At 68.7% G+C, this 14,605-nt stretch carries 12 protein-coding genes; 3 read left to right on the top strand and 9 right to left on the bottom strand.

What is annotated here, in order from left to right; genetic code table 11:
* Positions 1-72: 72 nt before the first annotated feature.
* The 3 genes from AKJ13_RS17585 to dctP are packed head-to-tail and all read right to left on the bottom strand — an operon-like array spanning position 73 to position 3,133.
* Entirely contained in the window at positions 73-1,425 is a 1,353-nt protein-coding gene (locus AKJ13_RS17585; RefSeq protein ID WP_050734517.1) for a TRAP transporter large permease, read from the bottom strand.
* A complete protein-coding gene (locus AKJ13_RS17580) occupies positions 1,425-2,114 on the bottom strand; it encodes a TRAP transporter small permease (protein ID WP_050734516.1) in 690 nt (229 codons plus the stop codon). Before AKJ13_RS17580 ends, AKJ13_RS17585 begins: the two co-directional genes overlap by 1 nt.
* A complete protein-coding gene (dctP, locus tag AKJ13_RS17575) occupies positions 2,111-3,133 on the bottom strand; it encodes a TRAP transporter substrate-binding protein DctP (RefSeq protein WP_050734515.1) in 1,023 nt (340 codons plus the stop codon). Before dctP ends, AKJ13_RS17580 begins: the two co-directional genes overlap by 4 nt.
* Before the next feature lie 196 nt (positions 3,134-3,329).
* On the opposite strand from dctP, the gene AKJ13_RS17570 reads away from it, so the two are divergent.
* Positions 3,330-3,983 (top strand): GntR family transcriptional regulator, encoded by a 654-nt coding sequence (locus AKJ13_RS17570; RefSeq protein WP_050734514.1) that lies wholly within the window; start codon positions 3,330-3,332, stop codon positions 3,981-3,983.
* A gap of 112 nt (positions 3,984-4,095) precedes the next feature.
* Positions 4,096-5,037 (top strand): class I SAM-dependent methyltransferase, encoded by a 942-nt coding sequence (locus AKJ13_RS17565; RefSeq protein ID WP_050734513.1) that lies wholly within the window; start codon positions 4,096-4,098, stop codon positions 5,035-5,037.
* On the opposite strand, the gene AKJ13_RS17560 is transcribed toward AKJ13_RS17565, so the two are convergent.
* From AKJ13_RS17560 to AKJ13_RS17535, 6 genes are all read right to left on the bottom strand, one after another.
* Entirely contained in the window at positions 5,013-5,693 is a 681-nt protein-coding gene (locus tag AKJ13_RS17560; protein WP_050734512.1) for a GntR family transcriptional regulator, read from the bottom strand. The two genes, AKJ13_RS17565 and AKJ13_RS17560, sit on opposite strands and share 25 nt — an antisense overlap.
* Positions 5,694-5,753: 60 nt before the next feature.
* Positions 5,754-8,717: an FAD-binding and (Fe-S)-binding domain-containing protein gene (locus tag AKJ13_RS17555; protein ID WP_050734511.1), complete on the bottom strand. Its 2,964-nt coding sequence runs from the start codon at positions 8,715-8,717 to the stop codon at positions 5,754-5,756.
* Between the two features lie 322 nt (positions 8,718-9,039).
* The gene (locus AKJ13_RS17550) at positions 9,040-10,845 is read right to left on the bottom strand and encodes an IlvD/Edd family dehydratase (RefSeq protein WP_050734510.1); all 1,806 of its coding nucleotides are present in this window, start codon (positions 10,843-10,845) and stop codon (positions 9,040-9,042) included.
* A gap of 11 nt (positions 10,846-10,856) precedes the next feature.
* Entirely contained in the window at positions 10,857-11,591 is a 735-nt protein-coding gene (locus tag AKJ13_RS17545) for an SDR family oxidoreductase (protein ID WP_050734509.1), read from the bottom strand.
* A gap of 90 nt (positions 11,592-11,681) precedes the next feature.
* Complete coding sequence (locus AKJ13_RS17540; protein ID WP_050734508.1) at positions 11,682-12,449, bottom strand: SDR family oxidoreductase; 768 nt, start codon at positions 12,447-12,449, stop codon at positions 11,682-11,684.
* 69 nt (positions 12,450-12,518) lie between these two features.
* Positions 12,519-13,220: a GntR family transcriptional regulator gene (locus AKJ13_RS17535; protein ID WP_050734507.1), complete on the bottom strand. Its 702-nt coding sequence runs from the start codon at positions 13,218-13,220 to the stop codon at positions 12,519-12,521.
* Between the two features lie 119 nt (positions 13,221-13,339).
* Here AKJ13_RS17535 and AKJ13_RS17530 point away from each other — a divergent pair, with 119 nt between their 5' ends.
* Positions 13,340-14,599 (top strand): ABC transporter substrate-binding protein, encoded by a 1,260-nt coding sequence (locus AKJ13_RS17530; RefSeq protein ID WP_050734506.1) that lies wholly within the window; start codon positions 13,340-13,342, stop codon positions 14,597-14,599.
* Positions 14,600-14,605: the final 6 nt, after the last annotated feature.

The following is a 14,605-nucleotide window of genomic DNA, read 5'->3' as shown; positions in this document are numbered from 1 at the left end:
TCGTCGATAGATAGGGCGGCGCCGGTCACGCAGCCAAGGTTACCGGCGCCGCCGTTCGCGGGGAAGCCTTTCCTACCGCGTCGTCGCCAGCAGCAGATCCGGCAGCCACATGGCAATGCCTGGGACCAGGCACAGGATCAGGATCGCCACCGCCATCAGCATTACGAAGGGCAGGGTGCCCCAGATGATGTCCGAGAGCGGGATGTCGGGGGCGATGTTCTTGATGACGAAGATATTCAGGCCCACCGGCGGGTGGATCAGGCCCATCTCCATGGTGATGGTCATCACCACGCCGAACCACACCAGATCGAAGCCCGCAGCCTTGAGCGGCGGCAGGATGATCGGCGCCGTCATCAGGATGATCGAGACCGGCGGCAGGAAGAAGCCGAGCACGATCACCAGGGCGAGGATCGTCACCAAGAGCACCCAGGGGGAGAGCTGCATCGCCACGATCGCGGCCGCGGCCGATTGCGACAGGTGCAGGTAGCTCATCACGTAGGCGTAGAGCAGCGACATGCCGATGATCAGCATCAGCATGGTCGATTCCCGCAGGGTCGCGACCAGGATCGGGCTGACGTCTCGGAACCGCCACACGCCGTAGATCGCCGCGATCAGGCCCAGCGCCAGCAGGCCGCCGAGGCCGGCCGTCTCGGACGGCGTCGCGTAGCCGCCGTAGAGCGCCACCATCACGCCGGTGAGCAGCACCACGAAGGGCAGCACGCGCGGCAGCGTCGAGAAGCGCTGCGCCATGCTGTACTGCTCGTCTGCCAGGATCGGCGAGGCCGGGCCGCCGCGCTCCAGCACCGCCTGGGCGGCCGAGAATTCCGAGCGGAACCGGTACATCGCCCAAGCGGCGAACAACGCGACCAGCAGCAGCCCCGGCCCGATTCCGGCCAGGAACAGGCGCCCGAGCGACTGCTCGGAGGCGACCGCGTACAGGATCATGGTGATCGACGGCGGCAGCAGGATGCCCAGCGTGCCGCCGGCCGCGATGATCCCGGCTGCGAAGCCCGGCGAGTAGCCGCGCTTGCGCATCTCCGGAATACCGGCCGAGCCGATCGCCGAGCAGGTGGCCGGGCTGGAACCCGCCATGGCGGCGAACAGCGCGCAGGCGAAGACGTTGGCAATGCCGAGGCCGCCCGGAATGCGGTGCATCCAGGCATGCATCGCCGTGTAGAGGTCCTGGCCCGCCCGGGACCGCCCGATCGCCGCGCCCTTCAGGATGAATAGCGGGATCGACAGCAGGGTGATCGAGGCCATTTCCTCGTAGACGTTCTGGGCCACCGTATCGAGGGAGGCCGCCGGCATGAACACGACCATGAAGGCCAGGGCCACGGCGCCGAGCGCAAACGCGATGGGGATGCCCGACAGCATCGCCCCGAGTGTGGCCCCCGCGTAGAGGAAGCCGATCGCCGCCGTGCTCATCACTTCACCCTCGCGTCGATCGTCTGGCCCATCGGATCGGGCCCCCGGGGCGTGACCCCGGACGCGTCGTGCATGTCCTTGTTGACGTCGGCGCCGATGCCGATCTTCGGCTTGGCCCAGCCGGCCGCCCGCGGCCCGTAGAGCAGCGCCTCGGCGATCTGCAGGATGAACTGGAGGCACAGCAGGCTCATGCCGGCGGCCATCAGCGTGTAGGGGATCCAGAGCGGCGGCCCCCAGGTCGATTGCGAGGTCTGGCCATCGATCCAGGCCTCGTGGTCCAGCGTCCAGCTCTTCCAGGCGAAGAACGCACAGAAGGCGAGGCTGACCACGTCGACGAAGAGCAGCCGCATCCGGTTGACCGCCGGCGGCAGCAAGCCGGTCAGCGCCTCGATCGCGACGTGGCCGCGCTTGGCCTGGACCCCGGCGGCCGAGAAGAAGGTCGCCCCGACGATCAGGAAGACCGCCATCTCGTCCTGCCAGTCGGTCGGCTCCTTCAACAGGTAGCGGACGACGACGCTGTGGCTCAGCACCAGGCAGGCCGCGACGAGGCAGAGCCCGCCCAGGCCGAGGATCACGCGGTTGATGCCGCGCAGCGTCCGGTCGAACAAGCCGAGCAGGCCGGGGAGCCGGGGCTCCTCCGCGCCTTTCGCATCCGGGATCGCGGTGGCCGCGTCGAAGCCGTGGCTCACGCGACCTGCTCCGCGAGCTTCAGCAGTTCCGCGCAGCTCGCGTTGCGGCCGGCATAGTCCTTCCAGGCGGTCTCGCGCGCGAGCTCGCGCCACTGGCCGAGCACCTGCTCATCGAGCTGCGAGACCTTGGCGCCGGCCTTCGAGAAGATCTGCTCGACCCGGGTGTCGTCCTCCTTGGCCCCGGTCTGGCCGAAGGGTTCGAGCTCCGCGCCCACCGCCATGATCAGGTCCTGCTGGTCCTTCGGCAGGCCGGAGAACACGGTCTTGGACATCATGATCGGCTCGAGCATGAACCAGTAGGAGCGCTCCCGGCCCGAGGTCAGCGCCTTCGAGAGCTCCTCCAGCCGGAACGAGATCAGGCTGGTGGACGAGGTGATCACCGCGTCGCAGGCGCCGGTCTGCATGGCCGCGTAGGATTCGTTCGACGGGATCGACAGCGTCGCGGCGCCGGCCTGCTTCATCATCAGGTCCATCTCGCGGGAGCCGCCGCGGACCTTCATGCCCTTGGCGTCGGACGGCGCGACCAGCGGCCGCTCGCGGCTGGCGACGCCGCCCGCCTGCCAGACCCACGAGACCAGGACGATGCCCTTCGATTCCAGCAGCTCGGTCAGCTTCCTGCCCACGGGCGCCGACTTCCACGCCACCGCCTGCGCGTAGGAGGTCACCAGCGCCGGCATCAGGCCGATATTCAGCTCCGCCACCTCGCCGCCTGCGTAGGGGCTGGGGTAGAGCGACATGTCGAGGGCGCCCTTGCGCATGGCGCCGAACTGGGCGTTCGTCTTCATCAGCGACGAGCCGGGATAGACCTGGACCTCCAGGGCGCCCTGCGAGCGCTCTCCGATCGCCTTGGCGAATTTCCGGCACATGCGGTCGCGGAAATCGCCCTCGTCGATCGTCCCGCCCGGGAACTGGTGCGACAGCTTCAGGGTCGTGGCGGCCTGGGCGGCGCCGAGGCCGAATCTCAGGATGGCGGGCGCCGTCAGGGCGGCCGCGACCAGCGTGCGACGTGTCGGCGTCATTACTCTCTCCCGCACCGCACTCACTGCGGCATTGATCTTGTGCGCCGCAATATTGTCTTGCAGTGCTTGTATGCAAAGAAAACCGTCTTGTATATTTTGTCAACGGCGGAGCATATGTGAGTGGCATCAAGCCCGGCGGTGAGCCAGGAATCGGGCAGATGCGGCGCCGGCCTGTCGGTGCGGAGGGACCGGAGGGATGAGCCACGCCCAGCGACTGAGGCAGCGGATCGAGGACGAGATCGTCTCGGGCGAGCTCGCTCTCGGGTCGCGGCTCGATGAGAACCAGCTCGCGGCGCGCTTCGGCGTCTCACGCACCCCGATTCGGGAGGCGCTGCTCCAGCTCGCGGCCACCGGCCTCGTCCAGGCCAAGCCGCGGCGCGGGGCCATCGTAAGCGCGCCGGAACCACACCTGCTGCTCGCCATGTTCGAGGCCATGGCGGAAATGGAAGCCGCCTGCGGCCGGCTCGCTGCCCGCCGCCTGGTTCCGGAGGATTCGGAGGCCCTGCAGGCCGCGCTCGCCGGCTGCAAGGCGGCGATGGCCCAGGAGGATACCGAGAGCTACTACGCCGAGAATTACGTGTTCCACACGGTGGTCTACCGGGCGAGCCGCAACGCCTTCCTGGCCGAGCAGGCCCTGTCACTGCATCGCCGCCTGGCGCCCTACCGCAGGTTGCAGCTGCGGGTCCGCCAGCGACTCCCGCAATCGCTCGCCGAGCACGAGGCGATCGTCGCTGCGATCGTCGCCGGCGACGAGATCCGCGCGGCCGACGCCCTGCGTAGCCACGTCATCGTCCAGGGCGACCGCTTCACCGATCTGGTCGCCGGCCTCTGGGCGCCGAACGCCGCCTGAGCTGGCGAATACGCGCCTATCGTGCGCACCGGGACGATTGCGTAGCCCCGCGTTCCGACTCGACTAGAAGTTGCAGCTTGAGCAATGTCGCCCCCTGAGAGCGAGGACGGACATGCTGAAGGACATCGTGAGAAGCGCGGGGCGCCGCGCCGGCGTCGACATCTTTCGGGCGAGCACGGAGCCGTTCCGCTGGAGCCACACGGTCCACGATTACCACCCGGTGGTGCCGTCCTCCCGCTGGACGCCCGGCAGCCCGCCGCACGGCCAGCTCCGGTCGGTCCTCGCCCGGGAGAGCACGGCCTACGAAGCCTTCCTCGACGCGCTGGAGGGCCAGGCCGACCTGCTCCACAGCGTCCCGCACGAATCCCGCCTCGCCGCCTCGGTGACGCCGCACTGGAAGAACACCTGGTTCACCGCGCTCGACGCGGCCGCCTTGATGACGATGCTGGCCTGGAAACGGCCTGCCCGCTACCTCGAGATCGGCTCCGGCGTCTCGACCTGCTTTGCCCGCCACACGATCGACGCGCTGAACCTGCCGACCACGATCACCTCGATCGACCCGATGCCCAGGCGGGAGATCGACGCGATCTGCGACCGGACTCTTCGCACGCCCCTCGAAGGCTGCGACCTCACACTCTTTGAAGAGCTGCGGGCCGGAGACATCGTCTTCTTCGACGGATCGCACCGCTCCTTCGCAAATTCCGACGTGACGGTGTTCTTCTTCGAAGTGATGCCGCGTCTCGCGCCGGGCGTGATCGTCCAGATCCACGACATCTTCATCCCGGACGACTACCCGGCCGCGTGGAACTGCCGCCTCTACAACGAGCAGTACCTGCTGGCCGCCATGTTGTTATGCGGCGCCCCGCCGTTCCGGGTGACCGCCCCGGTGATGTATCTCTGTCAGGATCCGGCGATGAGCGCCCGGGTGAAGGCGGTCTTCGCCGCCCGCGGGGCCGGCCCCGACATCCCGTTCCTCTACCCGAACGATTCCCGCACGCCGGGCGCCTCGTTCTGGTTCGAGATGACCGCTCAGCCGACCTCCGCGACCCCGTAATTGGCGGCGATCACGGACTTCTTCCCGCGGATGTGCTCGCGCATCAGCACCGCCAGGGCGGCCCCGTCCCGGGCGCGCAGCAACGCGATCATGCGCTCGTGCTCCGACACGGCCCGGGCCCATTGGTCCGGCGTCTGCCGGGCGGAGTAGCGCGATCGCTGGATCCGGCCCGACAGGCTCTCGTAGATGTTGGCCAGCACGCCGTTGCGGCTCGCCGCCATGATGGCTTCGTGGATCCGCCGGTTGAGGTTGAAATACCCGGCCTCGTCGCCGCTCTTCCAGGCCGCCACCATCGCGTTGTGATCCACCTCGATCGCGTCGATCTCGGCCTCCGAGATCGTCCGGCAGGCGAGGTCGCCGGCGGTGGCCTCAAGTCCGGCGATCACCTCCATCATCTCCTCGAGCTCCGTCTCGGAGATGATGGCGACCCGCGCCCCGCGGTTCGGCAGCAGCTCGAGCAGCCCCTCGGTCGCCAGAATCTTGATCGCCTCCCGCAGGGGCGTGCGCGAGATGCCGAAGCGCTCGGTCAGCTCGCCTTCGTTGATGCGCGCCTTGGGCTCCATCTCCCCGGAGCGGATCAGTTCCCGCATCCGGTCCGCCACCTCGTCATGGAGATAGCGGCGGCTGATTCCGATGCCGGTGTCGATTTTGTTCATGAGCCGACGGTGCACGCAAGGTCAAAGCAACCCGTCCAGCATGTGTAGGTGCCCGACAATTCAGTGTCGAGGCAGGGAGGCGTGCACGAGCGCGTCATCGAGAACGCGCGCCACGTGTTGGGCCTCCAGCCCCAAGCCGTCGTGGATCTGGTGGCGACAGCTGGTCCCGTCGGCCACGACAAGGTCGTCCGGCCCGGCCGCGCGCAGCGCCGGGAAGAGCGACAGCTCCGCCATGGCGAAGGAGGTCTCGATCGTCTCGGCTCCGTAGCCGAAGGCGCCGGCCATGCCGCAGCAGCTCGACTCGATGACCCGCACGTCGAGGCCCGGCACCGACCGCAGCACGGTCTCCACCGAGCCCATCACGCCGAACGATTTCTGGTGACAATGCCCGTGCAGGTGCGCGACCCGGCCGCCCTGGTCCGCCAGCGGAAGCGCGATCCGGCCGGCCGCGAGGTCGCCGGCCAGCAATTCCTCGAACAGCAGCGATTGCCTGGCCAGCAGCGCCGTGTCCTCGCCCGGCAGCAAGGCGGAAAACTCGTCCCGGAAGGTCAGCAGGCAGGACGGCTCCAGGCCGACCACCCGGGCGCCGGCGCGGACGAACGGCAGCAGCGTGTCGAGGGTCCGGCGCGCCTCGGCGCGCGCCCGGTCGGTCTGGCCCGAGGCCAGCCACGTCCGGCCGCAGCAGAGCGGCCGCCGCCCGCGCGTCGGGTAGGCCCGGTGGATGCGGTAGCCCGCAGCCCGGAGAACCCGCTCGGCCGCCTCGAGATTCTCCCGCTCGAAGGCGCGGTTGAATGTGTCGCCGAACAGGATGACGTCGCGGAAATCCCCGGTGACGTCGCCGGGATGGGCCGCCTCGCCTTGCTCGCTCCAAGGGCGCCGCCACCGCGGCAGCGAGCGCTTGGCCGAGAGCCCGACCATCCGCTCCGACAGGGCGGCCAGCGCCGGGTGCCGGTCGCGCAAGTTGAGGAGCGGGGCGAGCTTGGCGGCGATGCCGGCGTAATGCGGCATCAGCCCGATGAGCCGGTCGCGCAGAGGCAGGCCGTGGCGGGCGTGGTAGTGGTGCAGGAACTCGACCTTCATCTTGGCCATGTCGACGCCCGTCGGGCATTCCCGGCGGCAGGCCTTGCACGACACGCAGAGATCGAGGGTGCGCTTCATCGCCTTGCTGGTGAAGGCGTCCGGCCCGAGCTGTCCCGAGATCGCGAGGCGCAGGGAATTGGCGCGGCCGCGGGTGAGGTGCTCCTCCTCCCGGGTCGCCCGGTAGGATGGGCACATCGCGCCGCCGGCGAGCTTCCGGCAGGTGCCGTTGTTGTTGCACATCTCGACCGCCGAGCCGAAGCCGCCCCAATCGGACCAGTCGAGGGCGGGCTCGAGCGGCTGGGTCACGGCGTAGTCGGGCTTGAACCGGAACAGGCTCCGGTCATCCATGGTCAGGGGCCGGACGATCTTGCCGGGATTGAGCCGGTTCTCCGGATCGAACGCGTCCTTCACCGTCTCGAAGGCGTTGGTCAGGACCGGGCCGAAGAGCGGCGCGATGTATTCCGAACGCGAGATCCCGTCGCCGTGCTCGCCGGAATAGGAGCCCTTGTAGCGGCGCACCAGTTCGGAGGTCTCCTCCGCGATGGCGCGCATCCGCTTCACGTCGCCTCCGTCCTTCATGTCGAGGATCGGGCGGACATGGAGGCAGCCCACGGAGGCGTGGGCGTACCAGGTGCCGCGGGTGCCGTGCTTGGTGAACACGTCCGTCACCGCATCCGTGTAGTCGGCGAGGTGTTCCAGCGGCACCGCGCAATCCTCGATGAACGAGACCGGCTTCGCGTCGCCCTTCATCGACATCATGATGTTGAGGCAGGCCTCGCGCACCTCCCAGACGGAGCGCTGGCGCGCGGGCTCCAAGATCTCGACGACGGCGTCCGGGAAGCCGTGATCGGCCATGCAGGCATCGAGGCGCTTCAGGTCGCGTTTCAGAACGGCAAGGTCGTCCCCGGCGAATTCCGCCAGTAGCAGGCAGTTCGGCTTGCCGCGGGTGATGTCGGCCAGCGTGGTCCGGAACAGAGGGATGTCGGCGCCCAGCACCAGCACGTTGTTGTCGACCAGCTCCACCGCCACGGGGTCGAGGGCGACGATATGCTGCGTCGTCTCCATGGCGGCCCGGAACGACGGGAAATGGCAGACGCCCATGACCCGGTGCGCCGGCAGGCGCGACAGCTTGAGGGTCACCGAGGTTGTGGCGGCGAGCGTCCCCTCCGAACCGACCAGCAGATGCGCGAGATTCGGGCGCGGCTCGACCAGGGCGTCGAGATTGTAGCCACCCACGCGCCGCTGCACCTTCGGGTAGCGGGCCTCGATCTCGTCGCGGTGGAGGACGGCGAGGGCGCGCATGCGCTCGGCCAAGGATTCCGCATGCGCCGAGCCGGTCACCCCCGAACTCGCATTGCCCGTCAGGCCAAAGCCGAAGGCCTCACCGCCTGGCAGCAGCGCGTCCATCGCCAGGACGTTGTCGCTCATCTTCCCGTAGCGCAGCGAGCGGGCGCCGCAGGAATTGTTGCCGGCCATGCCGCCGATAGTGCAGCGGGTGGCGGTCGAGGGTTCCACCGGGAAGAACCAGCCATCGGCCTTCACGCGGCTGTTCAGCCGCTCCAGCACCATGCCGGGCTCGACCGTGATGGTGCCGGCCTCCGGGTCGTAGGCGCGGATGCCGTTGAAGTGGCGCGAGCAATCGACCACGAGGCCGGAGCCGATCGGCTGGCCGTTCTGCGAGGTGCCGCCGCCGCGCAGGATCACCGGCGAGCCGTGATCGGCGGCAATCCGCAGGGTCGCGGCGATGTCGGCGGCCGAGCGCGGCAGCACCACCCCGGCTGGTATGATCTGGTAGATTGAGGCATCGGTGCTGTAGCGGCCGCGGGTGAACGCGTCGAACCGCGCCTCCCCCTGCAACTGTTCCGCGAGCTTGCGGGCCAAGCCCCCGTCCAGACGCGCCGCCGCGCGCGGCGAGGCCGCACTTCGAGCCTTGGCTTGCGTCACGGCCGATCCCTCCCGAGGGCGCGTCCCCGCCCATCGGGAGGATTGTATTCAAAATTCACCGAGGATGGAACGGGTGGTTGAGGGAGAGACCTTTGGGCACACCCTGTCGCTGTCGCCGCCTGCGGTATGCCGGGAAGCTCGGCATCGACCGAGGCGTCCCGGGGCCGCGGAGCGGCGCCCGGGAATGACGGTGCGGATATTGGTTTCGGCGAAGCGGGACGTGTCTAAACAAATCGAGCGCTTCTTCGAAGCTGCGTCCCGCGTTCCGCCGTCCTTCCTTGCGTATCAATCCATCATCGATCGATTGCGGGGCAAACCCGCCTCAGTGATTGTCCCGTGGCACGCCCGACCTCTGCGCCACCTTCTGGAACTTCACCGCGCCCTTCAGCACCATGCCCTCGTTGAGCTGCGCCACCTGATCCCGGTAGATCTCCTGCCAGGGCGTCTGGGTCGCTGGGTAGGGGAAGCCGCCCCGGCTCGCCAGATCGGACCGGCGGCGCTCCAGCTCCTCGGGCGGGAGCAGGATGTCGGCGCGGCGGGTGTTGAGGTCGATGCGGACCCAATCTCCCGATTGGAGCAGCGCCAGGCCGCCGCCCACCGCCGCCTCCGGCGAGGCGTTGAGGATCGCGGGCGTGCCCGAGGTGCCGGATTGGCGACCGTCGCCGATGCAGGGGAGAGAGGTCACCCCGCGGCGGATCAGCTCGCCCGGCGGCTGCATGTTCACCACCTCGGCCGCGCCGGGATAGCCGACCGGGCCGGCGCCGCGCATGATCAGCACGGTGTTCTCGTCGATCCCGAGCGCCGGATCATCGATGCGATGGTGGTAATCCTCCGGCCCGTCGAACACGACCACGCGGCCCTCGAAGGCCATCGGGTCCTCGGGGTTGCGCAGGTAGCGCGCGGCGAATTCCTCCGAGATCACGCAGGTCTTCATGATTGCCGAATCGAACAGGCTGCCCTTCAGGTTGAGGAAGCCCGCCCGCTCCATCAACGGCGTCCCGTAGGCCCGGATCACCTCGCGGTTCCAGCTGTGCCGGCCGCGATAGTTCTCGCCGACGGTCAGCCCGTTGCAGGTTGGCGCCTCGGTATGGACCTTCCCGGCCTCGATCAGTTCGGCGAAGACGGCCGGCAGGCCGCCCGCGCGGAAATACTCCTCGCCAAGCCAGCGTCCGGCGGGCTGCATGTCGACAAGCAGCGGGATCTCGAAGCCGACCCGCTCCCAGTCGTCGCAGGTCAGCGGCACGCCGATATGCTTGGCGATGGCATTGATATGGATCGGCGCGTTGGTCGAGCCGCCAATGGCAGCATTGGCCACGATGGCGTTCTCGAACGCCTCCCGGGTCAGGATGTCGGAGGGCTTCAGGTCCTCCCACACCATGTCGACGATGCGCAGGCCGGTGGCGTAGGCCGCCTGACCGCGCTCGCGGTACGGCGCGGGGATCGCCGAGGAGCCGGGAAGCGCCAAGCCGAGCGCTTCGGCGAGCGCATTCATGGTCGAGGCCGTGCCCATCGTGTTGCAATGGCCGGTCGACGGCGCCGAGGAACCGACGATGTCCATGAATTGCTGGAAGTCGATATCGCCGGCCGCATGACGCTCGCGGGTCTTCCAGACGATCGTGCCGGAGCCGGTCAGCTCCTTCTGAAAGTAGCCGTTGAGCATCGGCCCGACATTGAGTGAAATTGCCGGGATGTTCACGGTGGCGGCCGCCATCAGGCAGGCCGGCATGGTCTTGTCGCAGCCGGTGAGCAGCACGACCCCGTCGAGGGGATAGCCGTACAGGACCTCGACCAGAGACAGGTAGGCGAGGTTGCGGTCCAGGGAGGCAGTCGGCCGCTTGCCGGTCTCCTGAATCGGATGGCACGGGAACTCGAAGGCGACGCCGCCGGCCGCCGTGATACCGTCGCGGACGCGCTTGGCCAGCTCCAGGTGGTGCCGGTTGCACGGGGAAAGGTCGGAGCCGGTCTGGGCAATGCCGATCAGCGGCTTGCCGGACCGCAGCTCGGCGGGTGTGAGCCCGAAGTTCAGGTAGCGCTCGAGGTAGAGCGCGGTCATGCCGGGGTTGTGGGGATTGTCGAACCACGCCTTCGAGCGCAGGTCGGCGGGGGTCACGCGGCGCTTCTCGCTCATGGTCGAAATCCTCAGATCGTCATGCCACCGTCGATGGAATAGCTCTGGCCGGTCACGAAGGCGGCCTCGTCGCTCGCCAGGAACACCACCAGCGGGGCGATCTCCTCGGCCTTGGCCAGCCGGCCCATGGGCTGCCGGGCGATGAAGGCCTTTCGGGCCTCCACGGGGTCGTCGAACGCGTTGATCCGGTCGGCGAGCGAAGGCGTGTCGACCGTGCCCGGGCAGACGCAGTTGCAGCGGATCCCGCGGCCCACGTAATCCGCCGCCACCGACTTGGTCAGGCCGATCACCGCGGCCTTGGTCAGCCCGTAGACGAAGCGGTTCGGCAGGCCGCGCAGCGAGCCGGCGACGCTCGCCATGTTGACGATACTCCCGGCGCCCGCCGCCAGCATCCGTGGCAGGACTGCGCGGATCGTCCAGAACTGCGACCGGACGTTGAGGTTTACCGCGAAGTCGAAATCGGCATCGCTGGCGTCGAGCACCGTGCCGGCATGGACGTAGCCGGCGCAATTGAACAGCACGTCGATCCGGTCGATCGTGCCGGCCACCGCCTCGATCTGCGCCCGGTCGAGCACGTCGAGGGGCGCGGTCGTGACGTTCTCCACGCCGTCGAAGGTCCGCAGCGCGTCCGCCCGGACGTCGGTGGCCAGCACCCGCGCGCCCTCGCGCGCCATCGCCAGGACGCTCGCCCGGCCGATGCCCTGGGCGGCGGCCGTGACCAAGGCAGTCTTGCCCGAAAGACGCATCTCCCGATCCTCCCAGTCTCGCGGTCGTGATGCCGCTCCGGTCTCAATTTGCCGCGATCCGTGCCGCGGCGTCACGTGTCGCGCGGCCGATCAGGACAGCATCCGGGTATCGCCGTCGATGGAGATCGCCTGCCCCGAGATGGTGCGGCCCCGGGGTGAGCACAGCAACAAGATCAGGTCGGCGAGCTGGCGGGCGGTGACGTAATCCTTGACCGAGACGAACGAGAAGGCGCGGGCCTCCATCTCGGCAAAGCTCGCGCCCTGCTGCTGCGCCTTTGCCTCCAGGACCCGGCGCTGCCGGTCGCCGGCGACCAAGCCGGGCAGGATCGCGTTCACCCGGATGCCGGCCTCGCCGAGCTCGATCGCCAGGGACTTGGTGAAGCCGATCACGCCCCATTTCGCCGCCGCGTAGGGGCTGCGCAGACCGAAGCCGAACTTGCCGGCCGCCGAGGACAGGTTGACGATCGAGCCGTTGCCGCTCGCGCGCAGATGCGGCACCGCGAGCCGGGCGCAGTTGAACTGGCTGGTGAGGCAGACCGTCAGGCAGCGGTCCCATTCCTCGGGGGCGATCTCCTCGACCCGCCCGGTCGGCCCGGCGATGCCAGCATTGTTGACCAAGACGTCGAGGCCGCCAAGATGATCGACCGCCCGATCCATCATGACGGCGACCTGCTCCCGGTCGGCGACATCGGTGCGAATGCGGCCGACCTCCGCGGGTAGTGTCGCGAGCGCCGCCTCGTCGATGTCGCAGGCGAAGACCCGCGCGCCTTCCTCGAGAAATGCATCGACGATGCCGCGACCGATGCCGGCCGCGCCCGCCGTCACGAGCACGCGCAGGCCGGCAATTCCGAGATCCATATCGTCCCTCCCATCTCGGCATCGTCCCGAACGGCGGTTGCCGGGTTTCGGGACGGTGCGGACCCAAAGCTACGTGTCCCGCAGGCCGCCGCGGGACATGATGAACTCGGCTGCCTCGCGGATATCGGCCGCCAGCGCGGCGGCTGCCGCCGGCCCGTCGCCGGCTTCGATCGCCGCCAGCGCCTCGGCGTGCCGCCGCAGCGCGAAGCCCTGGAGCAGCCGCTCCGGATGGGCCCGCAGGTCGAGGTTGATGACCGGCCCCGCCTTCAGCCACAGCCGGGCGATGATCTCGTGCAGGGGCGTCAGCCCGCACGCCGCGTAGATCGCGAAATGCAGATCGCGGTTGAGCTGGACCGCTTGGGCGCTGTCGGGCCGTGCCGATTCGGCCTCGGCGCGGAACGCCGCCTCGGCCCGGCGGATCCCGGCGAGATCCGCCTCGCTCCGGCGCTCGGCGGTGCGTGCGGCGGCCATGCCTTCGATCGCCATGCGGGTCTCGGCGAGCGCTCGGAAATCCTGCGCCGTCATGATCGGCACCCGGATCGCCCGGGTCGCCGCGACTTCGAGGACGCCGTCGGCCACGAGGCGACTCACGGCCTCCCGCACCGGCATCACGGAGACGCCCAGCGCCGCCGCGCTCTGGCGCAGGGACAGCCGGTCGCCGGGCGCCAGCCGCCCGGAGGCGAGCAGGTCGGCCAGGGCCTCGTAGGCGGTGTCGGCGAGGGTGCGCCGTTCGAGCTGGGGCAATTCGGCCAGGGCCGACATGGAACTCATGTGCCGACACTAGACGAATGTGGCACTATCGCGCTAGTGATCTGTGATCACAGTTTGGGTGAGGGCCGCCAGAGCCCGTCAAAAAAGCCCGACTGGAGGAAACGCACGGGAGCGGAACGATGACGGATCGGTTCGGGGATTCTCTCTCACGCCGCAGCCTGCTGCGGGCCGGCGGCGCGGCTCTCATCGCCCCGGCGCTCGGGAGCCCAGCCCTGTCCCAGGGACAGTCCGACGTGATCCGGATCGGCCACCTGACTCCGCGCACCGGGTTCCTCGGGCCGCTCGGCGAGTTCGCCGTGCAGGCCGCCCAGCTCGCCGTGGAAGAGATCAATGCGAGCGGCGGCATCGCCGGCCGGAAGGTCGAGCTCCTGTCGGAGGACAGCGTCAATCCGCAGACCGCCTCGGCGAAGGCCGAGCGCATGGTGCAGCGCGACCGCGTCGCCTGCTTGGTCGGCGAGATCAACTCGGCCTCGGCGCTTGCGATCAGCCAGGTGGCGCAGCGGGAGAAGGTGCTGTTCATCAACACCGGTGCGAACTCGGACGCGCTGCGCGGTGCCGATTGCAAGCGCTACCTGTTCCATGTCGAGGCGCAGAACACGATGATGGTCCGCGCGGCCGGCCGCGCGCTTGTCGAGAAGGGTCTGATCAAGGGCAAGAAGGTCTACGCGCTCACCGCCGACTACGCCTTCGGCCACGACCTGCTGAAGCAGGCCAAGAAGTTCTTCATCGCGAACGAGGCGACCATCGCGGGCGAGGACCTGATCCCCACCGAGCTGACCGACTTCTCGCCCTTCCTGCTCAAGCTGCGCCAGGGTCGGCCGGACCTGGTGATCTGCAATCTCGCGGGCGCCCAGATCACCAACTTCCTGAAGCAGTACAGCGAGTTCGGGCTGCCGTTCCCGGTCGCGGGCTTCGGGTTCGATACGGCGCTCGCCTGGGGCGCCGGACCCGGCAATTTTCTCGGCACCTGGCCGGTGATCTGGCACCATCAGATCGACTCGCCCTCGGCCAAGGCGTTCGTGGCGGCGTTCCGGGCCAAGTACAAGAAGCCACCGGAGAACCAGGGCTGGGGCGACTACACGGCGATGAAGATCGTCGCCCAATCCATGAACGCGCTGAAATCGACCGATTCCACCAAGATCGTGGAGCATCTCGAGAAGGGCGCGACCTTCGACATCGCCAAGACCCGGGAGGGCTATTTCCGGCCCTGGGACCACGAGCTGATGCAGGAGATGTACGCGATCACCGCCCTGCCGTCGGATCAGGTCAAGAATCCCTACGACATCTTCACGGCGACCGGGCCGCTGCCCGGGGCCGGCGAAAATCTCGAGGTCCTCGCGACCACCCGCGACGAGAACGCCTGCACCTTCCCGGCGTGAGGCGGC

This window comes from Methylobacterium sp. ARG-1, from assembly GCF_001262595.1.
GTDB lineage: Bacteria > Pseudomonadota > Alphaproteobacteria > Rhizobiales > Beijerinckiaceae > Methylobacterium > Methylobacterium brachiatum.
Note: the sequence above shows the minus strand (reverse complement) of the source record. Positions and strands in the feature narration are given on the sequence as shown.